At 54.6% G+C, this 26092-nt stretch carries 26 protein-coding genes; 20 read left to right on the top strand and 6 right to left on the bottom strand.

Going from position 1 to position 26092, the window contains the following annotated elements:
- The first annotated feature begins 19 nt into the window (after positions 1-19).
- The 8 genes from K6123_RS06190 (at position 20) to K6123_RS06225 (ending at position 8609) form a co-directional block, all read left to right on the top strand.
- Complete coding sequence (locus tag K6123_RS06190; protein WP_221795220.1) at positions 20-1867, top strand: ATP-binding protein; 1848 nt, start codon at positions 20-22, stop codon at positions 1865-1867.
- The gene (locus K6123_RS06195; RefSeq protein WP_221795223.1) at positions 1864-3228 is read left to right on the top strand and encodes a sigma-54-dependent transcriptional regulator; all 1365 of its coding nucleotides are present in this window, start codon (positions 1864-1866) and stop codon (positions 3226-3228) included. The genes K6123_RS06190 and K6123_RS06195 overlap by 4 nt, the downstream gene beginning before the upstream one ends.
- 251 nt (positions 3229-3479) lie before the next feature.
- Complete coding sequence (locus tag K6123_RS06200) at positions 3480-4172, top strand: hypothetical protein (RefSeq protein ID WP_221795225.1); 693 nt, start codon at positions 3480-3482, stop codon at positions 4170-4172.
- Positions 4173-4208: 36 nt separating this feature from the next.
- Complete coding sequence (locus K6123_RS06205; RefSeq protein WP_221795226.1) at positions 4209-5210, top strand: hypothetical protein; 1002 nt, start codon at positions 4209-4211, stop codon at positions 5208-5210.
- A 325-nt stretch (positions 5211-5535) separates the two neighbouring features.
- On the top strand, positions 5536-6084 hold the full coding sequence (locus K6123_RS06210; RefSeq protein WP_221795228.1) for a TRAP transporter small permease: 549 nt from the start codon (positions 5536-5538) through the stop codon (positions 6082-6084).
- A complete protein-coding gene (locus K6123_RS06215; RefSeq protein ID WP_221795230.1) occupies positions 6084-7472 on the top strand; it encodes a TRAP transporter large permease in 1389 nt (462 codons plus the stop codon). Before K6123_RS06210 ends, K6123_RS06215 begins: the two co-directional genes overlap by 1 nt.
- Before the next feature lie 239 nt (positions 7473-7711).
- On the top strand, positions 7712-8089 hold the full coding sequence (locus tag K6123_RS06220) for an MAPEG family protein (protein WP_221795232.1): 378 nt from the start codon (positions 7712-7714) through the stop codon (positions 8087-8089).
- 22 nt (positions 8090-8111) lie between these two features.
- Positions 8112-8609, top strand: a complete 498-nt coding sequence (locus tag K6123_RS06225) for a TIGR00645 family protein (RefSeq protein WP_246624639.1) — start codon at positions 8112-8114, stop codon at positions 8607-8609.
- Between the two features lie 15 nt (positions 8610-8624).
- On the opposite strand, the gene K6123_RS06230 is transcribed toward K6123_RS06225, so the two are convergent.
- Both K6123_RS06230 and K6123_RS06235 read right to left on the bottom strand, forming a co-directional pair.
- Positions 8625-8834, bottom strand: coding sequence for a hypothetical protein (locus K6123_RS06230; protein WP_221795233.1), 210 nt, complete (start codon positions 8832-8834; stop codon positions 8625-8627).
- Positions 8835-8932: 98 nt separating this feature from the next.
- Entirely contained in the window at positions 8933-10132 is a 1200-nt protein-coding gene (locus K6123_RS06235) for a GNAT family N-acetyltransferase (protein WP_221795235.1), read from the bottom strand.
- A gap of 130 nt (positions 10133-10262) precedes the next feature.
- On the opposite strand from K6123_RS06235, the gene K6123_RS06240 reads away from it, so the two are divergent.
- Entirely contained in the window at positions 10263-10721 is a 459-nt protein-coding gene (locus tag K6123_RS06240) for an HIT domain-containing protein (protein WP_221795237.1), read from the top strand.
- 24 nt (positions 10722-10745) lie between these two features.
- Entirely contained in the window at positions 10746-11540 is a 795-nt protein-coding gene (locus K6123_RS06245) for a hydroxyacylglutathione hydrolase C-terminal domain-containing protein (protein ID WP_221795238.1), read from the top strand.
- A gap of 47 nt (positions 11541-11587) precedes the next feature.
- Here the strand turns inward: K6123_RS06245 and K6123_RS06250 are convergent, their stop codons facing one another.
- Entirely contained in the window at positions 11588-12211 is a 624-nt protein-coding gene (locus tag K6123_RS06250; RefSeq protein ID WP_221795240.1) for a uracil-DNA glycosylase family protein, read from the bottom strand.
- Positions 12212-12268: 57 nt separating this feature from the next.
- Between K6123_RS06250 and K6123_RS06255 the strand changes: the two genes are divergently transcribed.
- The 3 genes from K6123_RS06255 (at position 12269) to K6123_RS06265 (ending at position 14984) form a co-directional block, all read left to right on the top strand.
- Entirely contained in the window at positions 12269-12496 is a 228-nt protein-coding gene (locus K6123_RS06255) for a hypothetical protein (RefSeq protein WP_221795242.1), read from the top strand.
- 316 nt (positions 12497-12812) lie between these two features.
- The gene (gene aspS, locus K6123_RS06260; RefSeq protein ID WP_221795244.1) at positions 12813-14588 is read left to right on the top strand and encodes an aspartate--tRNA ligase; all 1776 of its coding nucleotides are present in this window, start codon (positions 12813-12815) and stop codon (positions 14586-14588) included.
- 147 nt (positions 14589-14735) lie between these two features.
- A complete protein-coding gene (locus K6123_RS06265) occupies positions 14736-14984 on the top strand; it encodes a hypothetical protein (RefSeq protein ID WP_221795245.1) in 249 nt (82 codons plus the stop codon).
- A 60-nt stretch (positions 14985-15044) separates the two neighbouring features.
- Here K6123_RS06265 and K6123_RS06270 read toward each other — a convergent pair whose 3' ends face one another.
- Both K6123_RS06270 and K6123_RS06275 read right to left on the bottom strand, forming a co-directional pair.
- Positions 15045-15500 (bottom strand): hypothetical protein, encoded by a 456-nt coding sequence (locus K6123_RS06270; RefSeq protein WP_221795247.1) that lies wholly within the window; start codon positions 15498-15500, stop codon positions 15045-15047.
- A 129-nt stretch (positions 15501-15629) separates the two neighbouring features.
- A complete protein-coding gene (locus K6123_RS06275) occupies positions 15630-16112 on the bottom strand; it encodes a protease complex subunit PrcB family protein (RefSeq protein WP_221795250.1) in 483 nt (160 codons plus the stop codon).
- A 274-nt stretch (positions 16113-16386) separates the two neighbouring features.
- On the opposite strand from K6123_RS06275, the gene K6123_RS06280 reads away from it, so the two are divergent.
- Both K6123_RS06280 and K6123_RS06285 read left to right on the top strand, forming a co-directional pair.
- Positions 16387-17229: a CLCA_X family protein gene (locus K6123_RS06280; protein ID WP_221795251.1), complete on the top strand. Its 843-nt coding sequence runs from the start codon at positions 16387-16389 to the stop codon at positions 17227-17229.
- 87 nt (positions 17230-17316) lie between these two features.
- Complete coding sequence (locus tag K6123_RS06285) at positions 17317-18588, top strand: saccharopine dehydrogenase family protein (RefSeq protein ID WP_221795253.1); 1272 nt, start codon at positions 17317-17319, stop codon at positions 18586-18588.
- Here K6123_RS06285 and K6123_RS06290 read toward each other — a convergent pair.
- Positions 18565-19641 carry a substrate-binding domain-containing protein gene (locus K6123_RS06290; protein WP_221795255.1) on the bottom strand — a complete coding sequence of 359 codons (1077 nt, stop codon included), beginning with the start codon at positions 19639-19641 and terminating at the stop codon, positions 18565-18567. The genes K6123_RS06285 and K6123_RS06290 overlap by 24 nt on opposite strands.
- A 127-nt stretch (positions 19642-19768) precedes the next feature.
- Here K6123_RS06290 and K6123_RS06295 point away from each other — a divergent pair, with 127 nt between their 5' ends.
- Genes K6123_RS06295 through K6123_RS06315 form a run of 5 tightly spaced genes read left to right on the top strand, consistent with a single transcriptional unit; the run spans position 19769 to position 25763 of the window.
- On the top strand, positions 19769-20269 hold the full coding sequence (locus K6123_RS06295) for a formate dehydrogenase subunit gamma (RefSeq protein ID WP_221795257.1): 501 nt from the start codon (positions 19769-19771) through the stop codon (positions 20267-20269).
- Entirely contained in the window at positions 20266-21822 is a 1557-nt protein-coding gene (locus tag K6123_RS06300) for a formate dehydrogenase beta subunit (RefSeq protein ID WP_221795259.1), read from the top strand. The genes K6123_RS06295 and K6123_RS06300 overlap by 4 nt, the downstream gene beginning before the upstream one ends.
- A 2-nt stretch (positions 21823-21824) precedes the next feature.
- Positions 21825-24716: a formate dehydrogenase subunit alpha gene (gene fdhF / locus K6123_RS06305; protein ID WP_221795261.1), complete on the top strand. Its 2892-nt coding sequence runs from the start codon at positions 21825-21827 to the stop codon at positions 24714-24716.
- Positions 24713-25549, top strand: a complete 837-nt coding sequence (gene fdhD / locus K6123_RS06310; RefSeq protein WP_221795263.1) for a formate dehydrogenase accessory sulfurtransferase FdhD — start codon at positions 24713-24715, stop codon at positions 25547-25549. The genes fdhF and fdhD overlap by 4 nt, the downstream gene beginning before the upstream one ends.
- Positions 25536-25763 carry a formate dehydrogenase subunit delta gene (locus tag K6123_RS06315; protein WP_221795265.1) on the top strand — a complete coding sequence of 76 codons (228 nt, stop codon included), beginning with the start codon at positions 25536-25538 and terminating at the stop codon, positions 25761-25763. The genes fdhD and K6123_RS06315 overlap by 14 nt, the downstream gene beginning before the upstream one ends.
- Positions 25764-26092 lie beyond the last annotated feature (329 nt).

A 26092-nucleotide genomic window follows, 5' to 3' on the forward strand; every position in this document is an offset into this window, starting at 1 on the left:
AATGGGTCGAACTCCACTCATGACTGAGGCAGTACCGCAATCCTTGATCAATGAATCCCGTTTCGCCGTTCGTTCGACGGCTTTGTCGGTCATCGTTCTGGTGTTTATCTGGCTGGTGGGTGTGCTCAGCGTGGTGATGACCAGCTGGAGCTTTACCGAACGCGAAGCCCTGGCGGAGCTGAAAATGGAGGCTGATGAATCTGCCGCAACCCTGCGTACGGCACTGGATGAATACGCCGGTATTGCCGAATCGGTCGCCAACCTGAAAACCCTGCGCGAAGTGCTGGCTGATGCCACGCCAGAGGGACTTGATCGGCTCAACCGCTTTTTAACCATGACCAATCAGAGTCTCGGCAGTGACGAACTGTTTGTGATGAACCCTCACGGCATTGTGATTGGGGCCAGCAACTATCCGGACAAAAACAACTTTGTTGGCCATGACTTTGGTTTTCGACCCTATTTTCAGCAAGCCTTACTGGGGGAAAACGGCTCTTATTATGCGGTTGGGATGCTCACCAATGAGCGTGGCTATTATTTTTCCTCGCCGGTGATGGCCGATGGCCGGGTAATTGGGGTGGCCGTGGTGAAAATCCTGCTCGAACCTCTGCTAAAGCTGGTTGATCAGCACAAGCATGATTATTTGCTGGTTGGTTATGACTCGGTGGTCTTTGCGGCGTCGAACCCGGACTGGGAATTACGGATGCTGTCGTTGGTATCGGATGAGCTGCGCCGGGCCGTACGCAAGTCAGAGCATTATGGCGAGGCCACTCTGATGCCGCTGGTGACGGTAGGCAGCAAGGGGCAGGATGTTTTTAACGATGCTTATATCAGCCTGGTTTCCAACGGCATTATCCAGCGTTATCTGGTAGGTCGTAGCCTGATTCGTAACGCTGGCTGGCACCTGTTTGCGGTTATGCCGCGAGTCGAACTGCTGCGCCGCACGCTTGAATACTGCACCTATTTCACCTTGCTGTACGGCCTCTTGATGGTGCTATGGCTGTACTGGCGCAAGCGGCTGGAAGTGCAGGCACACGTCAAGACCATGAACTCCGAACTGGAGCGGCGGGTCGCCAACCTGACTTCTGAACTGACAACTTCCAACACCGAGCTACAACAGCTGGTGGAGCATTACCGCCAGACCCAAAGCGAGCTGGAAGCCACTCAGGATCAGCTGATCCAGACCGCCAAGCTGGCGGTGTTGGGGGAGTTGTCGGCTGGCATCAATCACGAACTCAATCAGCCTTTGTTGGCGCTGCAGACCTATGCTGAAAACAGCAAGAAGCTGTTGCAGCGCGGTCGTCAGGATATGGTCGACGATAATCTGGATGAAATTCTGCAAATCACGGGTTCGATGCACTCCATTGTTTCGCGGCTGAAAGTGTTTGCCCGCAAGTCGCCACCAGAACCACGGGCGGTGCCGCTGGGCGAGATTGTTGATGCCTCGGTTGCCATCATGCGGCCCTTGCTGAACAAGGCCGGCGTCGAGCTTGTGGTGGATTCCACCCATTTTGATCAGGCTATTCTGTGTGAGCCGGTACAGATCCAGCAGGTCTTGATCAATCTGATGACCAACGCCTCGGAAGCCATGGAAGACCAGCCGCATCCCCGCATTCATGTGCAGGTCGAAGATGCCGGTGAACAGCTGCGTCTGCTGGTGGCTGACAATGGCCCGGGGATTGCTCCTGAATTGCAGAGCCGGATTTTTGAACCCTTTTTTACCACCAAGCGCAAAGGCCTGGGGGTTGGCCTGGCGCTTTCCCGGCGAATTGTTGAAACACTGGCTGGCAGCCTGACGGCAGAAACAGCGGCCAGCGGAGGAACCGTATTTGTGATGACACTGCGTAAATACAGCGGGGCAACGGCATGATTGAAGTATTGGTTGTCGACGATGAGGATAGCGTTCGCAAGGCGCTCAGCCAGACGCTGGTGATCGAAGGTTTCGAGGTAATCACCGCGCCCAATGGCAAAGAGGCGCTGGCCTGTATTCGCGCTGACTGGAGTGGGGTGGTGATCACCGATATCAATATGCCGGTGATGGATGGCATGGCATTGATGCGGGAAATTCGGCTGATCGACCCGGATCTGCCAATCATTATGCTGACGGGCCATGGCGATGTGTCGATTGCGGTCGAAGCCATGCGCAACGGCGCCTATGACTTCCTTGAGAAGCCTTTTCCAACCGAACAGCTGCTGGAGACTGTACAGCGAGCCTACGAAAAACGTCTGCTGACGCTGGAAAACCGCCGTTTGCGGCAGGAAGTGGAAGTACAGTCTCGACCTGGGCCGCGCATTATCGGCAATCACCTGGACGTCAAAAAGCTGCGCGATACACTCAACTACATCAAGGACACCCCGGCTGACGTGTTGATTCACGGCGAAACCGGCTGCGGCAAGGAGCTGGTTGCTCGTTATCTGCATAGCCACAGCAAACGCAGCGACAAGGCGTTTGTGGCAATTAACTGCGGCGCAATCCCTGAAAGCCTGATTGAAAGCGAGCTGTTTGGCCACGAAGCCGGTGCCTTTACCGGTGCTGGCAAAAAACGGGTGGGAAAATTCCAGCACGCCAACGGTGGTACCTTGTTCCTCGATGAAATCGAAAGCATGCCGATGGTGTTGCAGATCAAGATGCTGAGGGTGCTGGAGGAACGAAAGGTCGAGCCGCTTGGCGGTAACCAGCAGATTCCGCTGGATATTCGCGTGGTTGCCGCCACCAAGGTGGATCTGAAAGAGCTGTCTGACAAGGGCGAATTCCGCCTCGACCTCTATTACCGCCTTAACGTGGTACAGGTGCATATTCCGCCGCTGCGGGATCGCCGCGAAGATATTCCGGTGCTGTTCGAGCATTTTGTCTGGGCTTCGGCCAATCGTTATGGCACTGAAGTACAGGCGTTGACTTCCGCTCAGCGCCAGCAGTTATTGGCTCACGACTGGCCGGGTAACGTGCGTGAGTTACGCAACCTGGCCGAGTGTTTTGTGCTGTTGGGAGGCGAACGGGCGTTCGACCGCCTGCTGCGAACCGGCGAGCTGGGCAGCGGTATCACGCTGGCTGAACAGGTCAGTCGTTACGAGGAAACCCTGATTCGGGAAATTCTTTCCCGTCACAAGGGCAAGCTCAAGGACGCCCAGGAAGAAATGGGACTTGGGCGCAAAACCCTTTACGAAAAGATGAAAAAATACGGCCTCGACAAACAGATGTTCAAGGACGACGGCGAAGAACTGCGGGATTAATTACCGTTCGGTCTTGGTTGTATTTAACCAGTAAAGAGCTGGTGTCTTGTCGAGGTGTTGGTGTTATGAAGTGAAAAGTTTAATTGGCATTCTGTAATTTAGTGACTGGGTTCAAAAAATTTAGTAAGTTTTTAAAGGTTTTAAGGATCTCTTAAAACGCAAAAACTGCCAGGGACAGGGCATACAGGGCGACAATTGAATGTCAAGTCATGGTCTGTTTCCGGTTGGCTCACTAATTATGGAATTGACGCATGACATTTTTGAAGTTGCTGTCCTTGGTTGCTGTAGTGGCTATCACTGGTTGTTCAGTTGCTGCACAAAAACCGGTTGCCTTGAACGAAGAAGCTTTTACTCAAACAAACTCCATTGCAATTATCGCGACGGAGGTTCCTACACCTGATACAACCTTCCCAGGGGCTAGCTGTTTGATTTGTGCTGGTATTGCCATAGCGAATCACTCCGCCTTGACTGAAAAAGTTGTCACGTTCTCTACCGAAGAACTGGTTTCTCTACCAGAAGATCTTAAGCAAGTTCTTGCTGAATCGGGCAAGCAAGTCGTGATTAGTGACAAGCCTTTGGTACTGAAGTCGCTACCGGATTCAAAAAGCAAATTGGAAAATAGTTCGAAAAAAGACTTCAGCGGTCTGGCCAAGGAGTTAGGGGTTTCCAAAGCTTTGGTAATTGATGTGCAATTCGATGGTGTACTCCGGGAGTACTCCAGTGGTTATATTCCAGCGGCGGCACCAGTGGGATATGTATATGGCTATGCGTACTTGGTTAATCCCGAAACCAGTCAATACGAGTGGTTTATGCCTCTGAATATTCGTGAAGCTGTTGAAGGTGAATGGGATGAGCCTGCTGATTTTCCAAAGCTGACCAATGCCTATTATTCAGCCGTTGAAAAATTTCGGGATGCTGTCCTGAATGCATTTACTGCCAAGTAAATGAATTGCGTAGTCAATTTGCGGGGGGCTGCAGCTATGCAGTCTCCAGGATTTCTTGCCGCAGTGATTGTTTTGGCGATGCTGGTGTTGCTTTCTGGATGCAACCAGAATGTGTCCAGACCTGCGTCGTTGATTGATTATTCTCTGATTCAGTCAGAATCAATGGATATGGTTTCGCGTCAGTCTGCTTCTTATGTGGTTGACGTTGTACCGGATGGCGTTGTGTTTCGTGGCCAGTTAAGCTCCGAAGATCAGATGCGAGGCTACGAAGCCTTGCATCCTGGTGAGCTTTTTGTCGCTTCCCTTATTGCTCATATGATCGTTGCTTCATCACGACAGCAAGAGCAGCAAAAACAGGCGCAGCTGGCAGCAGATAGGGTGCTTGAACCTGTCTCTGACCAAATTGCTACTGTGACTTCTGTTTATTTGGAAGCTGAGCTGGAACAAGTGCTGGATCAGCTGGAGTCAGGCTCTGCCGGTGGTTCCAATGGTGTTTCTGAACCTTCTGAAAACGTTTTGAATATCCAGCTGGCTCTTCGTTACAGCATGTCAGAGGATGGGAAGGGGCTAAAACTGGATTTGCTTATGCAAATACTGCCTCCTTCCGTGAGCGATTCATCAAACCAATCCCTGCCACTTTATCAACGGGTCGTCACCGTTATTTCTGAAAATATGGAGCACGATGGGAATTGGTTGGATGCGGAAGGAAATGGCTTGTTGTTATCGACAGCCCGGGATTTGGCGAGCTCTGCTTTACAGCTTGGTGTGATGGATTTCCAATGGAGTATCGCCGATAGATTGGCTTCGTCAGAGGCTACTATCCGCTATCGCTATGGCCAGAGCAAGCAGGTCGAGCGTGGTAATATCCTGGCTGATAACTGCACCAATGTATTATTTTCCAGCATAGATAGAGGGCTGAAATTGGTTCCTCACTTTATTCCCCGAAAATCCTGCAACGCTATTGCTGCTAACGAATTTATTCAATCTCTGAAAGTTGTCTCTGGTGCTGGCGACAGTATACCTGCGAACGAATTTTGACCCCTCATCGGAAAGGGACTGGAATGCTGAGGTTTTTGCGTCAGAAGCTCTCCTTGTCCTGGAAGAGCGGGACGACCCCTCAGTAAAAGCCCCGTCTGTGCGAATTATTATGGGTGGAATTATTCCCTTTTATATTTCGCACGGGGGTATTTCTCCCCGAATTACCTGCCTTTGATCCCGCCATTTTCCGCTTGATCCGCCTGCAAGCCTGATAAACCGTGGCTTTGTGTCGATAAATGTCAACCTGGCACGGTGGCTGCTATGTGTGCTCTCACGTGTTTTCCAAGCGGCCTCCGGGCCTTACAAAAATAAAAGGAGTGCACAGATGATGCGGTTTATTAATCGTCTGGAAGATATCCTGATCGGCTTGTTGCTGGTCGCCATTACCCTGCTGGTGTTTGTCGAAGTGGTTGCCCGCTTTGGTTTTAATACCGGTATCCACTGGGCGCAGGAAGCGACCCTGTTAATGTCTGCCTGGATGATATTGCTCGGCGCTGCCTGGGCAGTGCGTGAACGTTCCCACATTTGTGTGGATGCCCTGACTGAAAAATTCTCTCCTCAGGTTCGTAAATGGATTCTGCTGTTTTCCATTGCCGTCGGCCTGGTCTATTGCGGTTTGTTCCTGAAAAGTTCGTGGGTCTATGTGGCCAAGCTGCACATGATTGGCATCGAGTTGGACGATATTCCACTGCCGAAGTGGGTGGTGGTTTCCAGCCTGCTGGTGGGGTTTGCCTCGCTGGCGTTGCGCTTGATCGAACTGGCGGTGTCGGTGTGGAAACTGGAAGCCACAGGCTTTCATGAACACCACGAAAACGAGCTGCATGACGATCGTCTCGATGCTGATGACGCTGAACAACAAGGGGAGAAGGCATAATGGCTGCGGCGACTCTGTTTATTTTGCTGTTTATCTGTATGGCGTTAGGTCTGCCCATTGCGATTGCGCTGGGTTTTTCCTCCATGACCGCCATTTTGCTGTTCACCAACGATTCAATGGCGTCGATTGCGCTGAAGCTGTTTGAGTCGGTATCGGAACACTACACCTTGTTGGCGATTCCGTTTTTTATCCTGTCGTCGGCATTCCTGTCATCTGGTGGCGTTGCCCGCCGCCTGATTGATTTTGCAACTGCCTCGATTGGTCATGTGCGCGGCGGCCTGGCGATGGCGTCAGTACTGGCCTGTATGCTGTTTGCAGCGGTCTCGGGTTCGTCGCCAGCGACCGTCGCAGCGGTGGGTTCGATTGTACTGGCTGGCATGGTGCGTTCCGGGTATCCGCTGTCGTTTGCCGCGGGAGCGATTTCTACTGCCGGAACGCTGGGCATTCTGATTCCGCCGTCGATTGTGATGCTGGTGTATTCCGCAGCGACGGAAGTGTCTGCCTCGCGGATGTTTATGGCGGGGTTTGTGCCCGGCATCCTGATTGGTCTGATTCTGATGGTGACCATTTACATCGTTGCCCGCCGCAAGAATCTGCCAGCTGAACCCTTTGCCGGTTTCGGCACCATTGCCAAAACCGGCTGGTCTGCTTCTGGTGGTTTGTTGCTGATTGTGCTGGTGCTGGGTTCGATCTATGCCGGTGTGGCTTCACCAACCGAAGCGGCGGCTGTCGCTGCTGTCTATGGTTTTCTGGTGGCGATCTGGGGTTATCGCGATGTTGGCCCGCTGAAAGATCAGCCGTGGCGCAAGGAGGGCGAGAACGTCGTCGCCATGCTGGTGCGTAATATTATCCTGCTGCCACTGGGTATCGTGCGCTCGGTCTGGAATCCGGAAATTGGCAAGATCGTCAAGGACGCCGCGCGGGTATCTATCACGCTGCTGTTTATCATCGCCAATGCCATGCTGTTTGCTCATGTACTGACGTCTGAACAGATTCCGCATCATCTGGCGGCGACCATCACGGAATGGGGCCTGCCAGCCTGGGGCTTCCTGATTGTGATGAACATTCTACTGTTGATGGCCGGTAACTTTATGGAGCCGTCGGCGATCCTGCTGATTATGGCGCCAATTCTGTTGCCAATTGCCTTGCAACTTGGCATCGATCCGATTCACCTGGGGATTGTGATGGTGGTGAATATGGAACTGGGGATGCTGACGCCGCCGGTGGGGCTGAATCTGTTTGTGACGGCAGGTATCACCGGCAAGAGCATTGGCTGGGCAATCAAGGCTTGTGCGCCGTGGCTGCTGCTGATGCTGGTGTGCCTGCTGGTGATTACCTTTGTGCCGCAAATCAGCTTGTGGCTGCCTAACTATCTGGATGGGTTGTAATCCACCCGCTGTTATTGCTCCGATGCAGAAACCTGCATCGGACCAAAAAGTACTGCTGAGATGTCTTGCCCTGTTTCAGCACCTTGTTGCTGTTGATGTGGTTTGCAACAGCAATTTGCCCGGCCAATTGGCCGGGCTTTTTTATGGCCGCTTGTTATGTAGTTTGAGGCTGGCAGCTTCCTGCGGCTGTGGTAATGTTCGCAGCCACAAGGTTCTCATGTGTTCATAAAGGAGCTGCTATGACGGCTTTATTTGCTGCTTTGCTGGCACCATTACTGGTGTTGCTCTCACTACAGACGATTCGCTTGCGGCGGCGCTTTCTGGTCGGTATCGGTGATGGCGGCCACGCTGAGCTGGCGCGGGCCATACGGGCTCAGGGCAACTTTATTGAATACGTGCCGATGGCCTTGCTATTGCTGTATGGGCTCGAAAGCCTGTCCGCTGCCCATTGGCTGATTGAACTGAGTGGCGGGCTGTTGCTGGTGGGACGTTATCTGCATGCCTGGGGCATCAGTCAACTGAATGAGAAGTTACGCTTTCGGGTGACCGGCATTATGTGCACCTTTGGTTCCATCATGCTGTCGGCACTGGCGATTATCTGGATACGAATTTTTTAATTTTCCTGACAGGAGAACACACTTGATTGAACGACTGATTGAACGCCTGATATACGCTGCGCGCTGGCTGCTGGCGCCAATCTATCTTGGCCTCAGCCTGACGCTGGTGGCGCTGGCGGTAAAATTCTTTGTGGAGCTGGCGCATTTACTGCCGCACCTGCTGGAAATCTCTGAAACCGATATGGTGCTGGTGATCCTGTCGATGATCGACATGGCGCTGGTGGGCGGTTTGATTGTGATGGTGATGTTTTCAGGCTACGAGAACTTTGTCTCTCGCATTGATCTGGGCGAAGGCACAGAAAAACTCGACTGGCTGGGCAAGCTGGATACCGGTTCATTAAAGAACAAGGTGGCGGCCTCAATTGTGGCAATCTCGTCGATTCATTTGCTGAAAATCTTTATGAACGCCACCAATGTGCCAAATGACAAACTGATGTGGTACGTGCTGATTCACCTGACGTTTGTGATTTCAGCGGTTGCCATGGGCTTGCTCGACAAGATTACCCGCAAGGCCCATTAACATTCTGACAGCCCTTTATTCGGCCTGAATATAGGGTTCTGTAGCGGCCGGATCGACCAGATGGTCGAGTTCCGGCGCTCGTTCGGCTCGTAATGCCACCCAGGCATCCACATTTTCCCGCCATTCTTCCATTGGGCGCAATTTCGGCGCTGCCAGCAATTTGGCTTCGGTGCCTTTGCTGGAATAAACCACAATGTGTTCGACTTTATAGGCTTGCAGGGACATAACGGGCACCGAAAAAATGACAGCGGCCAAGTCTGCATTCCGATGGCCTGTTCGTCAAACCTCTGTCTTGTAGACGTGCTGGCCGTTGCCAGCGAGGGTCAGGGTGCAAAACGATTCAGTTCGTGGCCGCTGTCCTCAAAGGCATTTTCCCTGAACGGCAATAACTCCGTCGCTTCCTGCTGATAACGCAGGATGTGGGGGAACTCTTCATCAACAAAACGTGCGACGGCGTCCTGAAAGGCCGGGTGGTGTAAACGATGCAGGCTGCTGGTCAGTACAGGTTCAAAACCGCGGGCGATCTTGTGTTCGCCCTGGGTGCCGGGGTCGAAGTGTGGAATGCTGCGTTCGATGCAGAACTCGATGCCCTGGTAATAACAGGCTTCGAAATGCAGGCTGTCGTATTCGTCGATGCACCCCCAATAACGGCCGTAGAGGGTTTGTTGATCGAAGAAATACAGGGCGCTGGCAAGATGCTTGTCTTCACGCCAGGCTTCGACCAATAGCATTTGCGCATTCATGCTGGCCAGCAATTGTCGAAAGAATTTCAGGTTCAGGTAGCCCTGTCTGCCACGGTTCAGATAAGTCATCTGATAACAGCGATAGAAGCGGCGGATGGCGTCGTCGCTGATGCTTGCGCCCGTCAGGCGGCGCATTTCAATACCGGCGTCGATCACCTTGCGACGTTCCTTTTTGATTCCCTTGCGCTTGCGACTGGCAAAATAGCCGAGAAAATCGTCGAAGCTCTGATAACCACGATTAAACCAGTGGAACTGGCAGGCCCGGCGAATCATAAATTCGCCTTCGTCGGCCATATCAGACGCCAGCGACAGGTCGGCCAGATTGGGGAAGTTGAGGTGCCAGCCGGACATCTCGTTGTGCAATGAATGGTTGTTGAGAGCGATGACGGCCTGCCGCCACCAATGCTGGCTGTGCTGCTGTTGCTGCGGATGAATCAGTAATCTAGGGCCGGTTGCCGGCGTGTAGGGGGCGGCGCACAGCAGCTTGGGATAATAGTTGAGACCGTGGCGGTGATAGGCATCCGCCCAGCCCCAGTCGAACACATATTCGCCGTAACTGTTGTGCTTGATAAAGGTGGGCAGGGCGGCAGCGAGCTGTTCCTGACTGTCAAAAAACAGCAGATATTGCGGCTGCCAGCCGGAGTCTTCATCAAGGCAGCCAGAACTTTCCAATGCACTTAAAAAACGGTAATCCAGAAACGGATAACCGTTCGGAACCAATTGCTGCCATTGCTCCGCTGCCACCGCGTGGATGCTTTGGATAACCTGGAATGTCGCCATAAATCAGTGACCTGAAGCCGGGAATTGCCTAACATGACTTAAAGGGCAGGTTAACAGGCTGGCGGCGCAGGAAGAAAAACCGGCGCTTGAGCTGTCGCCCGATATCGTCATCAAAACTGGAGTTGCCATTATGTTTACGCTGGATAGTCGACTGCAAGCGGACACTGTGTTCATTGGACGTTTGCCACTTTGTCAGGTGCTTTTGATGAACGACAGCCGTTATCCCTGGCTGATTCTGGTACCGGCGCGGGTTGATGCGCGTGAGTATTATCATTTGTCTGTCGCGGATCAGACCCAGATGATGCGCGAGTCTGCCTGGGTGGCCGAAAAACTGGCCGACCAGTACTCCGCCAAATCCATGAACGTAGCTGCGCTGGGTAACGTGGTGCCGCAGCTGCACGTTCATCATGTGGTGCGTAAAGCGACAGATCCGGCCTGGCCTGGCCCGGTGTGGGGTCATAGCCCGGCTGTGCCATACGGCGACGCCGAACTGGAACAACGGGTACACGAATTGAAAGGTTTGTTCTCCAGTCATTTTGTTGAAGATATCGATGGTTCCGAAGACATCGAAAACAACATTTACTGGTAATCAGGACTCAGGGAGGGAATCGCCATGATCGTGCTGCGTCGTTACATGAACAACAACCTGCGTAACTTCAATTATCTGATTGGCTGTGAAAAAACCCGGCAGGCCATTGCGGTGGATCCGCTCGGTGCCGATGAAATGCTGGCGCTGGCAGAAGCGCAGGGCTATGAGATCAAGCTGATCCTCAACACCCACGAACACCACGATCATATTGATGGCAACCCGGTGGTGCAGCAAGCCACCGGGGCTCCTGTGTGGGCGCACCAGAATGCTGCTGAGCGGATTCCCAATGTCGCTCGGGGGCTGGTTGCCGGTGACCTGGTTGAACTGGGTACTATTCGGCTGAAGGTGCTATTTACTCCGGGCCACACCATGGCGCACCTGTGTCTGTTGTCGGAAAATGGCGGTCCTAATGGTGAGCCGGTGCTGTTTTCTGGTGACACCCTGTTTAACGCCTGCGCCGGTAACTGCCGTAATGGTGGTGATCCGGATACCATGTACGACACCTTTGTCTCCCAGTTTCAGCCGCTACCGGATGAGACTCTGATGCATCCGGGTCACGATTACATGAAGAACAATCTGAACTTCGCTCTTACCCGTGAGCCAGGCAATGAAATGATCCAGTACTGGATTGATCAGGTGTCCGCGTTTGACGCCGATGAAATGCCGGTAATGACCCTGGGGCAGGAGCGTACCTACAACTCGTTTCTGCGACTGAATCAGCCAGAGATTCGGGAAAAACTGCAGCAGGAATTCCCGCAGTTGGGACAAGCTGACCGCGATGTATTCAAGGCGCTGCGTTCGCTGCGTGATCAATGGTAAATCAGTGATTTGATGTCTGCCTGAATGGCTTCAGCGAGTGGTTGAAGCTATTCATTACCAGGATCGGCTGGTGGGTAATGATTTGCCAATCGGGCTCTTAGTGCTGGCACTACTGTTTCGTCAAACCAGGGATTTTTCTTGAGCCATAGCTGGTTGCGGGGAGAGGGGTGCGGCAAGACAAAATAAGGCGCTGGCACTTCTTGCCAGTGGCGGACACGCTCTGTCAGCGTTTTATATTTTTTCAGAAAATCGGCGGGCAAATAATAATTCTGCGCGTACTGACCGATCAGCAAAATCTGCTCGACGTTGGGTAGCAAATCCAGCAAGGGCTTATGCCATCTGGGCGCGCATTCGGTTCGCGGCGGCAAATCACCACTTTTTCCCTTGCCGGGATAACACAGTCCCATCGGCATAATCGCGACTTCTGCTGCGTCATAAAACTGCTCCGGCGTCATCTGTAACCACTCGCGCAGACGTTTGCCGCTGGCATCGTCCCACGGGATTCCGGAGGCGTGTACCTTGGTGCCGGGCGCCTGACCAATGATCAGCAAGCGGGCGGAGGATTGTGCGCGCACCACCGGGCGTGGCGCAAAGGGCAGCTGTTCCTTGCAATGTTCGCAGGCGCGCACTGAAGTCAGCAAGTCGGTCAATGTCAGGTCGTCGGTGTTCATGTCGGCAGCGTGGCGGGTTTTTGACTAGGCTTGCTGCAAAGCATATGAGCCAGACTAATGAACAACAACTTTTCTGTAGACGGCACGGTGGGAGCCGTCGCTGAAATTCGTCGCGACCCGGCGGTGATGCGGTTTTTGGCACGGATGCCGGATGAGATCGCGGCCAGCTTTAGCGACGATCAGCTGTTTCATTTACGCAATGCCATCGGCAGCCGTCAGTGGGGCAAGCACGCGCTCGACTGGCGCGGCTATTTTGTGATTCTGGCTGGCCGCAACCGGCGCTGACTGGGTGATCGTGAGCGTCACTTCTCGCTGTTTATGGTTGCCTTTGTTGCCATGCTGGGGCTGACATTTTGTGGATTGTTGGGCTTGTTGATGTTGTATCTGCTCAAGTCTGCTGCCGGCATCGATATTTTCCCGGGCTTTTCGCTGGGGATCTGGAGCTGGTTCAAAAGCAACTGGCTTTAACACCTCATACGGGCTGGTCTGTGCCCGATCAAAAGGGCTATACTGCGCCACTTTCTGCCGATGACGGCCTGTAATTTATTGTTGCGCAGGCCGCCGGCTCCACGAATCTGACTGACTATTGCGGGACCCCGGAATGCGTACGCACTATTGTGGTGATATTAACGAAACCCTGATCGATCAAACCGTTACTTTCTGTGGCTGGGTGCATCGTCGCCGTGACCACGGCGGTGTTATCTTCCTGGACGTTCGTGACCGTGAAGGTCTGGTGCAGGTGGTATTCGACCCGGATACTGCTGAAGCTTTCAATACCGCCGACAGCGTGCGTTCCGAGTATGTTCTGCAAATCACCGGTCGCGTGCGCGCACGTCCGGAAGGCACTACCAATGCCAACATGAAGACCGGCCTGATCGAAGTATTGGGCAAGGAAATCGTGGTACTGAACAAGGCCCAGACTCCGCCGTTCCCGCTGGATGGTTACTCCGACGTGGGTGAAGACATCCGTCTGAAGTACCGGTACATGGACATGCGTCGTCCTGAGATGCAAGAGAAGCTGCGCTTCCGCTCCAAGGTGACTTCTGGCGTGCGCAACTACCTCGACGCCAACGGCTTCCTTGATATCGAAACTCCGATCCTGACCCGTGCGACGCCGGAAGGCGCCCGTGACTACCTGGTGCCAAGCCGTACTCATGAAGGTTCTTTCTTCGCCCTGCCACAGTCTCCACAGCTCTTCAAACAGTTGCTGATGGTGTCTGGCTTCGACCGTTATTACCAGATCGCCAAGTGTTTCCGCGACGAAGACCTGCGTGCTGACCGTCAGCCTGAATTCACCCAGATTGATATCGAAGCCTCGTTCATCGACGAAGACACCATCATGGGCCTGACTCAGGACATGATCAAAGGCATCTTCCAGAAAGAACTGGGCGTGGATCTGGGCAGCTTCCCACGCATGCCGTTCTCTGAAGCCATGAGCAAGTACGGCTCTGACAAGCCAGATATGCGTATCCCGATGGAAATCGTCGACGTTGAAGAATTCCTGCAGGAAATCGACTTCAAGGTGTTCGCTGCACCGGCGAAAGATCCAAAATGCCGCGTTGCTGCCCTGAAAGTACCGGGTGGTGCCGAGCTGTCCCGCAAGCAGATCGACGACTACACCAAGTTCGTCAGCATCTACGGCGCCAAGGGTCTGGCCTGGATCAAGGTCAACGAAATCGAGAAGGGTGTTGAAGGCCTGCAGTCGCCAATCATCAAGTTCATTGGTGATGAAAACACCATGAAGATCATGGCCAAGCTGGAAGCCAAAAACGGCGACATCGTGTTCTTCGGTGCAGACAAGACCAAAGTGGTTTGTGATGCCCTTGGCGCGCTGCGCGTGAAGCTGGGTGAAGACCTCAACATGTACACCAGCGAGTGGGCGGCCTTGTGGGTTGTGGATTTCCCGATGTTCGAAGAAAACGACGACGGCTCCATCACTGCACTGCACCACCCATTTACTGCGCCAAGCTGTACTCCGGAAGAGCTGGAAGCCAACCCGTTGGCGGCGCTGTCGCGCGCTTACGACATGGTGCTGAACGGCTGTGAGCTGGGCGGTGGTTCTATCCGTATCCACGACCAGAGCATGCAGCAGGCTGTATTCCGTTGTCTGGGAATTTCTGAAGAAGAGCAGCATGAGAAGTTCGGCTTCCTGCTAGATGCACTGAAGTTCGGTTGTCCTCCACACGGTGGTCTGGCATTTGGTCTGGATCGTCTGATCATGCTGATGACGGGCGCTACCAGCATTCGTGAAGTGATTGCCTTCCCGAAAACCCAGTCTGCAGCCTGTGTGATGACCAAGGCGCCAGGCGAAGTCAGCAACGCCCAGCTGCGCGATCTGCACATCAAGCTGCGTGAAAAGCCAAAAGCTGCTGAGTAAGCCGCTGGACAGGCTGTCACCTGACGGTGACCGCACAGTTTGAACAACGGGAGCTTCGGCTCCCGTTGTTGTTTTTGGGTAGCCACTTGGGTTGCAGGGGCTCTTCGCTGACGGCACTTCGGCCAAAAGATATTAGCGTCTGAATGGTTGCAAATCGCTCCGCTTATTTATACCGTTATCTATAGTTATGTGACTCCTGCTAATGATCAAATTCGCGCTGAGCGGAAGCGGGTTCACAAGGGCGATATTGTTGAGCTTTCCGGCTACCTGGTAAATATTCAGGCGACCGATGGCTGGCGCTGGCATTCATCGCTGACGCGAGGCGACACCGTCAATGGGGCTTGTGAGTTGATCTGGGTGGAAGATTTTCAGATTGTGACGGATATGTATCTCTGACTGTTGGCAGGCCGCTGCTGGCGGCCTGCGCGGGATGGTGAATTGTTCACTGTATTGCGGCTACCAGTCAGACACCGACAGGGCAGATCTTACAGTAACCTGTTTCTGGTGGTTCTCCAGATCAGCAAGCCCTTCGAACAGGGTTCTGGAGGCATCGCTGCCGGCTTCAGCGGCCATCCCCTTGTAAAGGCTGATCAGGTAGTCGTTGATTTTTAATGCCACGTTGACCAGTTCCTCTGCACTCATGTCCGGCTGGCAGGCTTGGCAATCTTCCAGAATGTCGGCGAGATCGGCTGGCTCCAGCTGGTGCCACTCATTCATTACGCTCTCGCGCACATCGGAGGCGACCCGTTGCAGTGCCAGTGACTGCTGCTCTTCATGGGTGGCGAGCAACTTCATCACCATGTCGACACGTTCTTTCTGGGTGCTGTCGCGCAACTGATCAAACAGAATACTGGCCTGGTGGTGCAATTTCTGGGCGAGGTTGAGGATGTCTTTAACGGTTGAGTAGCTCATATCGTCCTCCTTTTTATTGTTCTCTGTCTGATTTCAGCATATGCGCTTTTGGCCGGGTTTACCTGCCATTGATCAAGAATATGGCGCCAAATGCTGTTCGGAGGACGACTTGGCTCAGCTGAAGTCTCATCAATTACAGCTGACGGTTTCCATAGATTCCTTGATCAACACTTCCTTGGTGGTTTTCAGTGACAGCAAGGCGTAAGGGTTGGTGCTGGTTGTGCTGGTGCATGTACTGTCCGGAACGCTAATGGTATAGCTCAGGGTGACAGCGTTATCGGAGCTGCTGATGTCGTTGAGGGTGAGGGCGTATTCGTCGCTGTCGCGTTCACCAAGGTCGATTAAAACGACCCGGTGAGTATCAAAGTCGATATCGTCGGCGTCGTCAGTCGTGTAGTAGGCCAATTCATTTTCGTAATCGTACTGGTTGTAGATTACCTTGGTGAATTTGCTTTCGTCGGTGTTGATCGGGTCAGTGCCGCTATCGAGGATGGAGTAGCTGACATCGGTGCTGCTGTCGGTGTCATCGGTAGCAACGCAACCGTTGAGTGTCAGAACACCCGCTGCCATACAAATTGCCAAAGTCGGACGAGAGAAGTAGTAAAAACTCATGTTATTTCCGGAAGATTGTCAGGGGAAATGCCGTACGGACGCATATTCCTGAATCATCCAGGCATCAACAAGCGTCGGCTTCCCAGCTTTTCCTGCTGCTGTAATTTCCAGACGCCTGACCGGCACTAATCAACAGAGATTGACGAAGCAGCCGTTAGACAGACAAACGATTTTCGGGCTTTGCGGATGACTGGCGACAGATTAAGCTGGCCGTTGAGCTAATAATACGGAGCTGTCAATGCCTGCCCGAAAGCCTGTTGTTAACGCTAAATCGATGAATAAACCTGATCGTTTTTACCGCGCGGGACCAGACCATCGCGCCTTGCTGGGAGGCGTCATACCGGATTTTTTGACCATTCGGCAGTGGTTTGATTTCGCCTCAGTTGAGCTCGGCAAGTGGGTTACCTGGGAGGAGCAGGAACAGGCCGCCGGACATTTCTTTGATGCCCTCAGCGACCTGACCCGGATTTTGGCTGGGCGTAGCCTGACAACGGAACAGCAGCTGGTATTGGGGCAGCAACTGGTGTCGTTGCGTGGAACGCTGGGTCTGCAATACGGCAAGGGAGGGCGCCCCGGGGTGTCGGCTCACTATGCGCCCTTGCAGCGGACATTCTCGTTGGCTAAAAATGCCGGGCCAGGCAGTATCGCCCATGAGTGGTTTCATGCGTTTGATCACTATATGGCCAGCAAGGCGTTTGCGGAGCCAATCTGGGCGCTACAGCCGGTAACCTTTGCGTCGTCGTTGTGGCTCGAAAACACGGCGGAAGAACACCCGTTAAATGTGCTGCTGTGCAAATGTTTCGAAGCCATTATGCTGGCGGAGGATGGCCAGACGCCGAGTGATCTGGTGCAGGCCAGTGTGGCGGTGGATAGCAAGCTGTCGGTAAGTTATTACAGCAAGCCGGAAGAAATGGCAGCACGCAGCTTTGAAGCCTGGATTCAGGACGCAGCGATTCGTAACCGTTTCCTGGTGAAAGGCACACAACAATCTGAAGAAGCCCAATTGGGTTTGTATCCTTCGGGTGCCCACAGGGCACGAATCAATCAGGCGTTCAGTCACTACTTTGCTCATCTCTCCGCTGCTTTGTTGCGTCAGCAAATAACTACCAGTCGTTAGTCAGAATGTTTTAGTGGTCGGAAGCTGACCTTTAATGACAGAATCAGCGCCAGACTGATTAGGGAAATCCCTGCGGGAGTACAGGCAATGGAACAGAAGCTGGATCTTCTGGTGTTTGGCGCGACGGCATTTGTTGGTCGTCTGGTAGTGGATTATCTGGCTCGCAGCTACGGCGCCGGGCAGTCTCTGACATGGGGGATTGCTGGTCGTAATCCAGACCGGCTGGCGCAACTGAAAGCGCAGCTGGTAAAAGACTATGGGGCTGAATTTCAGACTTTGCCAATACTGCTGGCTGACTCCCGTAATGAAGTTGATTTAAAGACGCTCTGCCAGCAAGCCAGGGTAATTTTCTCCGCCGTTGGACCCTATGCCGTGCATGGTGATTTGCTGGTTCGTGTTTGCGCAGAAACAGGCACCGACTACTGTGATCTGACCGGTGAACCTCAATGGATTCGTCGGATGCAGCAAGCGTATGAGGCGGTGGCCAGGCGCAGCGGAGCCCGTATAGTCAACTGTATTGGTTTCGACTCACTGCCTTCCGATCTTGGCGTACTGACGTTGCAGCAGCGTAATGTGGAAGCTACTGGCAAGCGTTGTGACGCTGTTGAAATGCGCTTGAAAGGCGCTCGTGGAGGTTTTTCAGGTGGCACCATCGGCAGCCTGTTGCAGGCGATTCGAGAACTGCAGGACAACCCGGCACTGAAACAGGAGCTGGCCGATCCCTGGTCCTTGTGCCCGGCAGATTTTCATCATTCAGCTGCGACCCAGTCATTGGCCGGAGCGACGTTCCATCCGCCATCAGGCAACTGGTGTATGCCCTTTATCATGGCGCCGATTAATGAACGCGTTGTTTATCGCACTAATGCCTTGCTGTATGGCCAGGCTGGAGCTGCGTTCAGCTACAGCGAAGGCGTGATGATCGCCCCTGGTGGCAAGGGTAAATTGAGTGCCCGGATCGCAACCGGTGTCATGGCGGCTGGTTTGTGGCTGCTGAATCAGCGGCTATCGCGTACGTTAATGGAGCGGTGGATATTGCCCAAACCGGGTAGCGGCCCAACGCCAGCCGCCATTGCTGCCGGTTTCTTTGATATGCGTTTTTATGGCTATTGCGACGGTAAACTGACCCAGCTGTTAAAAGTCTGCGCCCAGGGTGACCCCGGTTATGGTGCAACCTCACGCATGGCCGGCGAAGCCGCCGTGTGTCTGGCACTGGATATGGTTGTCAGCAAGACACAGGAAGGCGGTTTCTATACGCCTGCCAGTCTGCTGGGGGGCGCTTTGATAGAGCGTTTACAGCAACGAGCAGGAGTTACCTTTGAGTTTCTGCCGTTGCCGTCAGCGCCCGGCACCTGCCAATAGTTCCTGCAAACTGATCAGCTCGCCGGAATGCTCGGCGCTGTAGCCGGGCAGATCATCAACGGCGCTGCGAAAGTCATCGGACTTTAAGGTTGTCAGCAGCGTCTGCATCACCGGGGTTTCCAGCGTACGTTGGTGGCAGGCCAGCAAATAACGTTCTTCCGCCTGTGGGATAAAGTCGAGGCCAAACTGGCTGGCGGCGGCCTGGACGCCGAAGCCGACGTCAGCCATGCCGGAAGCAATATGGGCGGCGACAGCGGAGTGGGTGAATTCAGCGTTGGGGGTGTCGTTGCAGTCTTCAATGCGTTTGCCGCTACGCTGCAATAGTTCCTCTAGCAGCTTGCGGGTGCCGGACTCCTTGTCGCGATTAATGAAACGCACGTCAGGGCGGTAGAGGTCATCCAGTCCACGAATATTGAGCGGATTACCCGGCCGTACCATCAAGCCTTGCTGACGAGTGATAAAGCAGATGATGCGGTGGGCGCGGGGTTTCAGCAGCTTGTCGATCCAGCCCATCATTTCATCGCTGATTACACTGACCGGCAGGTGAAAACCAGCCAGATCACATTGTTCCCGCGCCATCGCCGCCAGTGCTTCCTGGCCCGGCTTGTATTGCAGATCGAGTTCGAATTCTTCAGTGAAGCGAGGCAGCAGCTCCACCGCGTAGCCGTGACTGGCGTGCAGTCGCAGCCCCGGACGAACGCCGGCCAACAACCGCGACAGCTCAATGTTCAATTCCGAGGTGATGTTGTCGAGCTGGGGCTCCAGTCGGGCGATTACCCGTTTCTCCGCCCACAGCAATTTTTCACCCAAATGGGTCAACCTCGCACCGCGGCCTTTCTCCAGTGTAACCAGATCACTACCAAAGAAGTCTGACCATTTATTGAGCTGGTTCCAGGCGTGTCGATAGGAAATTCCTACCTTGGCAGCGGCGGCAGTCAATTTGCCGTCGTCTTCGATGCATTTCAGCAGGCCGAACAGCTGTGGGTCGAGTGTTCGGCCCTGGTCATCCCGGAACGACCAGGTCGGCACTATGCTTATTTTTTGAATAGGCATTTTTTTTCATATTTTGCTTGGAATGCGCCAATGTTAAGTTGCCCGGCATTATAAGAGCAATATCAAAGCAACACTTTCGCCATAATATGAAAATCAGTTCATATATGAGCGGCAGGAGTACACAACCATGGTTACACCGGAATCTGCGGGATGGGAACCATCTGTCGCGCAAGCCATTATTGATGAATACAAAAGCAAGCCGGGGGCGCTGCTGCCAATTCTGCACGCATTGCAGGATCGTTTTGACTGGATCCCCGACGGCGTGATCCCGATGATCGCCCAGGCTTTGCAGGTGACCCGTGCCGAAGTCCACGGCGTGGTCAGCTTTTACCACCATTTCCGCACGCATGAGCCAGGTCGTCATGTGGTTGAGGTGTGCCGCGCCGAAGCCTGTCAGGCTCGTGGTGCCCGTGCACTGGAAGCCCATGCCAAAGCCTCTCTGGGGGTTGATTACCATCAGACGACAGCGGACAACAACATCACGCTGGAGCCGGTTTATTGCCTGGGCAACTGCGCCTGTGGGCCATCGGTTCGCGTAGGTGACGAAATCCACGCCAATGTGGATGCTGCCGAATTTGATGCCTTGGTCGATGCGCTGCGTACCGAACGTGTGGAGGTGCTGGGATGAGCATTCGTATCTATGTGCCATCAGACACTACTGCCAGGGCGCTGGGGGCTGACCGCATTGCGGCGGCACTGCCAAAGCTGGCGGCTGAACAGGGTGTTGAACTGGAAATTCGCCGCAATGGCACCCGTGGCCTGTACTGGCTGGAGCCGCTGCTGGAAGTTGAAACCGAATCTGGCCGTTATGGTTTTGGGCCGGTAAAGCTGCGTGATCTGGATTCCTTGCTGGCGGCCAAATTCTGGCTCGGCGAAGGCGTCGAACATCCGCTGGCGCTGGGTCTGGTTGAAGAAATTCCGTACCTGAAAAAGCAGCAGCGACTGACCTTTGCTCGTCTGGGCATTACCGATCCGCTATCGCTGGATGACTATCAGGCCCATAACGGTTTCAAGGGGCTGCGTAACGCGCTGGCTCTGAGCGGTCAGGCGATTGTTGATGCGGTCAAGGAGTCCGGCTTACGCGGCCGTGGTGGCGCTGCATTCCCGACCGGTATCAAGTGGCAGACCGTTGCTGATGCGCCAGCGGCGCAGAAGTACATCGTCTGTAACGCCGACGAAGGCGACTCCGGTACCTTTGCTGACCGGCTGGTGATGGAATGCGATCCCTTTATGCTGATCGAAGGCATGACCATCGCAGGTCTCGCTGTCGGCGCGACTCAGGGTTATATCTATTGCCGTTCTGAATATCCGCTGGCGGTGAAAAACCTCAACGCGGCAATCGAAACGGCGGTTGCCAACCAGCTGCTGGGTGAAGACATTCTTGGCTCTGGCCGGAGCTTTCAGCTGGAAGTACGGATGGGCGCAGGTGCCTATATTTGCGGTGAAGAAACCTCGTTGCTGGAAAGCCTGGAAGGCAAGCGCGGTCTGGTGCGTGCCAAACCGCCGTTGCCTGCGCTGGTCGGTCTGTTTGGCCAGCCAACCGTGGTGAATAACGTGCTGTCGCTGGCGGCAGTGCCGTTTATTCTCGACCAGGGCGCGCAAGCCTACGCTGACTGCGGTATGGGCCGTTCGCGTGGCACGCTGCCATTCCAGCTGGCGGGCAACGTCAAACAGGGCGGTCTGGTGGAACTGGCATTTGGTCCGAGCCTGCGTGAACTGATGTTCGATTTTGGTGGCGGTACCTTTAATAGGCGGCCATTGCGAGCAGTACAGGTCGGTGGCCCGCTGGGCGCCTATTTGCCGGAAAGCCAGTGGGATACGCCACTGGATTACGAAGAATTTGCCAAAGTCGGTGCTGTGCTGGGCCACGGTGGCGTAGTGATGTTCGATGACAGCGTCGATATGAGCGAACAGGCGCGCTTCTCGATGGAATTTTGCGTGGCGGAATCCTGTGGCAAGTGTACGCCGTGCCGTATTGGTTCGACCCGTGGGGTGGAAGTGATCGACCGTATTCGTGCCGGTCAGAACGTCGATAACAATCTGGCCCTGCTGGCCGATCTGTGCGACACCATGCTGGTTGGTTCGCTGTGCGCCATGGGCGGCATGACGCCGATTCCGGTGCAGAGTGCGGTGAAGCATTTTGCCGAAGATTTTCGTACTAACGCGGTTGAGGAGGCCTGATCATGCTGGAATTTTTTGATCCCCAAAGCGATCGTTCTGTTGGTATAGCGGTTGATCACGAGCGTGACTATGGTACACCAGCGGTTGTCAGTGAAACCCTGGTGACGCTGGAAATCGACGGCATCCAGATTACCGTGCCGGAAGGCACGTCAGTGATGCGGGCGGCGGCACTGGCCAATATCACCATCCCGAAACTGTGCGCCAGCGACAATCTGGAAGCCTTTGGCTCCTGTCGTTTGTGTGCGGTGGAAATTGAAGGTCGTCGTGGCATGCCGGCGTCCTGTACCACACCGGTGGCGCAGGATATGAAGGTCACCACCCAGAATGAAGCGATCGCCAAACTGCGTCGCAACATTATGGAGCTGTATATTTCCGATCACCCGCTCGACTGTCTGACCTGTCCGGCCAACGGTGACTGCGAACTGCAGGACATGGCGGGGGCGGTGGGGCTGCGCGAAGTGCGTTACGGCTTCGACGGCAATAACCACCTGGCGGCGGAAAAAGATACCTCCAACCCGTATTTCACCTTCGATGCTAGCAAGTGCATCGTCTGTTCCCGCTGTGTGCGGGCCTGCTCTGAAGTGCAGGGCACCTTTGCCCTGACGGTTCAGGGCCGCGGTTTTGATTCCAAAATCGCTGCCGGTCAGGACGAAGGTTTCCTTGATTCCGAGTGTGTTTCCTGTGGTGCCTGTGTGCAGGCCTGTCCAACGGCGACCCTGAGCGAAAACTCGGTGATCGAGATGGGCCAGCCGGAGCACAGTGTGGTGACGACCTGCGCTTACTGTGGCGTTGGCTGTTCCTTCAAGGCCGAAATGAAAGGCGACAAGCTGGTGCGCATGGTGCCTTACAAGGGCGGCGAAGCGAACCATGGTCACTCCTGTGTGAAGGGTCGGTTTGCCTTTGGCTACGCCACTCACAAGGATCGTATCCGGGTGCCAATGATCCGTGATTCGATTGATCAGCCGTGGCAAGAAGTCAGCTGGGAAGAAGCACTGGGCTTTGCCGCCAGCAAGCTGAAAGGCATTCAGCAGCAATATGGCCGCGAAAGCATTGGAGGGATCACCTCGTCCCGTTGCACCAACGAAGAAACCTATCTGGTGCAGAAGCTGATTCGGGCGGCGTTCGGCAACAACAACACCGACACCTGTGCGCGCGTGTGTCATAGCCCGACCGGTTATGGCCTCAAGCAGACCCTGGGTGAATCCGCCGGAACCCAGACTTTTGACTCGGTGATGAAAGCCGATTGCGTGCTGGTGATTGGTGCCAACCCAACCGATGCTCACCCGGTGTTTGGTTCGCTACTGCGCAAACGCTTGCGTCAGGGCGCCAGCCTGATCGTTGCTGATCCGCGTCACATTGACCTGCTCGACACTCCCCATCTGGGTGAAGCAACCCATTTGCCGCTGCGGCCGGGCACCAACGTTGCCATGGTTAACGCCCTGGCACACGTGATTGTGACGGAAGGTCTGGAAGACACTGACTTCATTGCCAGCCGTTGTGACACTTCAGCCTACAATCAATGGCGCAGCTTTATCGCTGAAGCCCGTCACGCACCGGAAGCGGTTGCTGACATTACCGGCGTTGACGCCGAACTGGTTCGTACCGCTGCGCGCCAGTATGCCAAGGCACCCAACGCCGCCATCTATTATGGTCTGGGCGTCACTGAACACAGCCAGGGTTCCACCATGGTAATGGGTATCGCTAACCTGGCGCTGGCGACTGGCAATATTGGTCGCGACGGTGTCGGTGTGAACCCGCTGCGTGGCCAGAACAACGTGCAGGGTTCCTGTGACATGGGCTCTTTCCCGCACGAGTTGCCGGGTTATCAGCACGTGGCAGACCCAATCGCCCGTGGCCGTTTTGAAAAGGCCTGGAACGTTGAGCTGGACCATGAGCCTGGTTTGCGGATTCCCAACATGTTTGACGCTGCCCTGGCAGGCCATTTCAAAGGCATGTATGTGCAGGGCGAAGACATCGCCCAGTCCGACCCGAACACCCAACACGTTGAAGAAGCCTTACGGTCACTGGAGTGTCTGGTGGTGCAGGATATTTTCCTCAACGAAACCGCCAAGTTCGCTCACGTGCTGCTGCCGGGTTCCAGCTTCCTCGAGAAAAACGGTACCTTTACCAATGCCGAACGTCGTATCAACCGCGTTCGCAAGGTGATGCCACCGCTGGCAGGCATGGAAGACTGGCAGGTGACGGTAGCGCTGTCGAATGCGCTGGGTTACCCGATGAACTACAACCACCCAGCGGAAATCATGGATGAAATCGCCAGCCTGACTCCGAGCTTTGCCGGTGTCAGCTACGCCAAGCTGGAGCAACATGGCAGCCTGCAGTGGCCATGCAACGACACCAATCCGCTGGGCATGCCGATCATGCACACCGAGAGCTTCCCGATTGGCAAGGCCAAGTTCGCCATGACCGAGTTTGTCGCCACCAGCGAACGTGCCAATCGTCGTTATCCGCTGTTGTTGACCACAGGGCGGATTCTCAGCCAGTACAACGTGGGTGCCCAGACTCGTCGTACCGACAACCAGGCCTGGCACAGCGAGGATATTCTCGAAGTGCATCCACACGATGCCGAAGAACGCGGCATTCAGGATGGCGACTGGTTGGGTATCAGCAGCCGTGCCGGACATACTGTGTTGCGGGCGCTGGTCAGTGAGCGGATGCAGCCGGGCGTGGTTTACACCACGTTCCACCATCCGGGCAGTGGCGCCAACGTGATTACCACCGACAACTCCGACTGGGCAACTAACTGTCCTGAGTTCAAGGTGACGGCGGTGCAGGTTGAAAAAGTGACCCAGCCGTCGGAATGGCAGCGTAACTTCCAGGATAACCACCAGCGTCAGCAGCAATTCCTGCGGCAGGCCCAGCCGGAAGTTGAATGATGTCGACTGGCAGTCAGTCATATCCGGTTGAACGCTGGCAGCGTGGTGAAGCTGCCAGGGTTCAGGACCTGCTGGCCGAAGAGGTGGCGGTGGCACTGGTTTATAACGGCATTTCCCATGCCGTTATGATGAGTTCGCCACTCGACCTGGCAGACTTTGCGCTGGGTTTCAGTCTGACCGAAGGCATCATTGCCCGGCCGGATCAATGCTACGGCATTGAAGTGGTCGAGCAGTGCAACGGTATTGAAGTACAGATTGAAATCGCCAGTGAATGTTTTGCCGGGCTGAAACAGCGGCGTCGCAATCTGACCGGGCGCACTGGCTGCGGTCTTTGTGGCGCTGAGTCATTGCAGCAAGCCGTTGCTGCGCCGGTGCTGGTTTCGAGCGCGGATTTACCGTCTGACGCCGCCGTTGAGCGGGCATTGCAGCAGCTGACGGACAATCAGCCGCTGCAGTCGGTCACTGGTGCTGTGCATGGTGCCGGCTGGTGCAGCAGTGCTGGCGACATCCTGCTGTTGCGGGAAGACGTTGGCCGCCACAACGCGCTGGACAAGCTGATCGGTGCCTTGCAAGGCAGTGGGCTGCAACAGCAACCCGGCTTTGTACTGGTATCGAGCCGGGCCAGCTACGAGATCGTTAACAAGTGTGCCGCTGCGGGGATTGCCAATCTGGTCGCCGTTTCTGCACCCACCAGTCTGGCGCTGGAGCATGCCAAAGCCGCTGGTATTAATCTGATTGGTTTTGCCCGGCCGGGGCGTCATGTGGTTTACCACCGCGCTGGCGGGCATGACCAGACTTCTGAATTAGCGAGATTAACCCATGTATCCGAGTGAACAGGAACGATTGATCAAGCTGATCAATCACATTGCCATTAACAACATCAGCGTCGGTGACGAAAGCGCCGTTGCCGCTGTGGTGGCTGACCATGTCCGCAAGTTTTGGTCGCGCCGTATGAAAGAACAGCTGACGCTGAGCTTGCAGCAGTCTGCCAATGAATTGCATCCGGCCGCCAGGCTCGCTGCCGAATCGTTACTACAGGCATCCTGACGCCCGCCTGGGCTGTCACGTCATTGCAGTCATGTCAGTGTTGTCATGTCTGTACTGCGAGATCGGCAGGCCGCCGCAAGGGTCTGTACCGATCTGCAGCTGGGCAGTTTTAACCTTCCGTTAACCCTGATCATGCCTGAGCAGGGTTTTTCAGCTGTGATATCAGCACTCTGACTCATCTCTTTACGCCCCATCTAAACAGGCTGCCATAGCCTTGTTTTTCTATGCATTTCCTTACGGTCCGGTCAAAGAACTTTCTGTTGCGGTGATCACTCTGACAGCGATCAATCCATGTCTGGATTGCAGACACCTCGAGGAATTGAATCCAT

Source organism: Oceanobacter mangrovi (assembly GCF_019740315.1).
Lineage (GTDB): Bacteria > Pseudomonadota > Gammaproteobacteria > Pseudomonadales > Oceanobacteraceae > Oceanobacter > Oceanobacter mangrovi.

Excerpts from the sequence above, each read along its gene's own strand:
- K6123_RS06315 (WP_221795265.1), top strand. The coding sequence starts at position 25,536 with ATGTATCCGAGTGAACAGGAACGATTGATCAAGCTGATCAATCACATT.
- K6123_RS06220 (WP_221795232.1), top strand. The coding sequence starts at position 7,712 with ATGACGGCTTTATTTGCTGCTTTGCTGGCACCATTACTGGTGTTGCTC.
- fdhD (WP_221795263.1), top strand. The coding sequence starts at position 24,713 with ATGATGTCGACTGGCAGTCAGTCATATCCGGTTGAACGCTGGCAGCGT.
- K6123_RS06215 (WP_221795230.1), top strand. The coding sequence starts at position 6,084 with ATGGCTGCGGCGACTCTGTTTATTTTGCTGTTTATCTGTATGGCGTTA.
- K6123_RS06280 (WP_221795251.1), top strand. The coding sequence starts at position 16,387 with ATGAATAAACCTGATCGTTTTTACCGCGCGGGACCAGACCATCGCGCC.
- K6123_RS06235 (WP_221795235.1), bottom strand. The coding sequence starts at position 10,132 with ATGGCGACATTCCAGGTTATCCAAAGCATCCACGCGGTGGCAGCGGAG.
- K6123_RS06285 (WP_221795253.1), top strand. The coding sequence starts at position 17,317 with ATGGAACAGAAGCTGGATCTTCTGGTGTTTGGCGCGACGGCATTTGTT.
- K6123_RS06230 (WP_221795233.1), bottom strand. The coding sequence starts at position 8,834 with ATGTCCCTGCAAGCCTATAAAGTCGAACACATTGTGGTTTATTCCAGC.
- K6123_RS06275 (WP_221795250.1), bottom strand. The coding sequence starts at position 16,112 with ATGAGTTTTTACTACTTCTCTCGTCCGACTTTGGCAATTTGTATGGCA.
- K6123_RS06190 (WP_221795220.1), top strand. The coding sequence starts at position 20 with ATGACTGAGGCAGTACCGCAATCCTTGATCAATGAATCCCGTTTCGCC.
- K6123_RS06195 (WP_221795223.1), top strand. The coding sequence starts at position 1,864 with ATGATTGAAGTATTGGTTGTCGACGATGAGGATAGCGTTCGCAAGGCG.
- K6123_RS06250 (WP_221795240.1), bottom strand. The coding sequence starts at position 12,211 with ATGAACACCGACGACCTGACATTGACCGACTTGCTGACTTCAGTGCGC.
- K6123_RS06290 (WP_221795255.1), bottom strand. The coding sequence starts at position 19,641 with ATGCCTATTCAAAAAATAAGCATAGTGCCGACCTGGTCGTTCCGGGAT.
- K6123_RS06205 (WP_221795226.1), top strand. The coding sequence starts at position 4,209 with ATGCAGTCTCCAGGATTTCTTGCCGCAGTGATTGTTTTGGCGATGCTG.
- K6123_RS06300 (WP_221795259.1), top strand. The coding sequence starts at position 20,266 with ATGAGCATTCGTATCTATGTGCCATCAGACACTACTGCCAGGGCGCTG.
- K6123_RS06295 (WP_221795257.1), top strand. The coding sequence starts at position 19,769 with ATGGTTACACCGGAATCTGCGGGATGGGAACCATCTGTCGCGCAAGCC.
- K6123_RS06240 (WP_221795237.1), top strand. The coding sequence starts at position 10,263 with ATGTTTACGCTGGATAGTCGACTGCAAGCGGACACTGTGTTCATTGGA.
- aspS (WP_221795244.1), top strand. The coding sequence starts at position 12,813 with ATGCGTACGCACTATTGTGGTGATATTAACGAAACCCTGATCGATCAA.
- K6123_RS06255 (WP_221795242.1), top strand. The coding sequence starts at position 12,269 with ATGAACAACAACTTTTCTGTAGACGGCACGGTGGGAGCCGTCGCTGAA.
- K6123_RS06210 (WP_221795228.1), top strand. The coding sequence starts at position 5,536 with ATGATGCGGTTTATTAATCGTCTGGAAGATATCCTGATCGGCTTGTTG.
- K6123_RS06200 (WP_221795225.1), top strand. The coding sequence starts at position 3,480 with ATGACATTTTTGAAGTTGCTGTCCTTGGTTGCTGTAGTGGCTATCACT.
- fdhF (WP_221795261.1), top strand. The coding sequence starts at position 21,825 with ATGCTGGAATTTTTTGATCCCCAAAGCGATCGTTCTGTTGGTATAGCG.
- K6123_RS06245 (WP_221795238.1), top strand. The coding sequence starts at position 10,746 with ATGATCGTGCTGCGTCGTTACATGAACAACAACCTGCGTAACTTCAAT.
- K6123_RS06270 (WP_221795247.1), bottom strand. The coding sequence starts at position 15,500 with ATGAGCTACTCAACCGTTAAAGACATCCTCAACCTCGCCCAGAAATTG.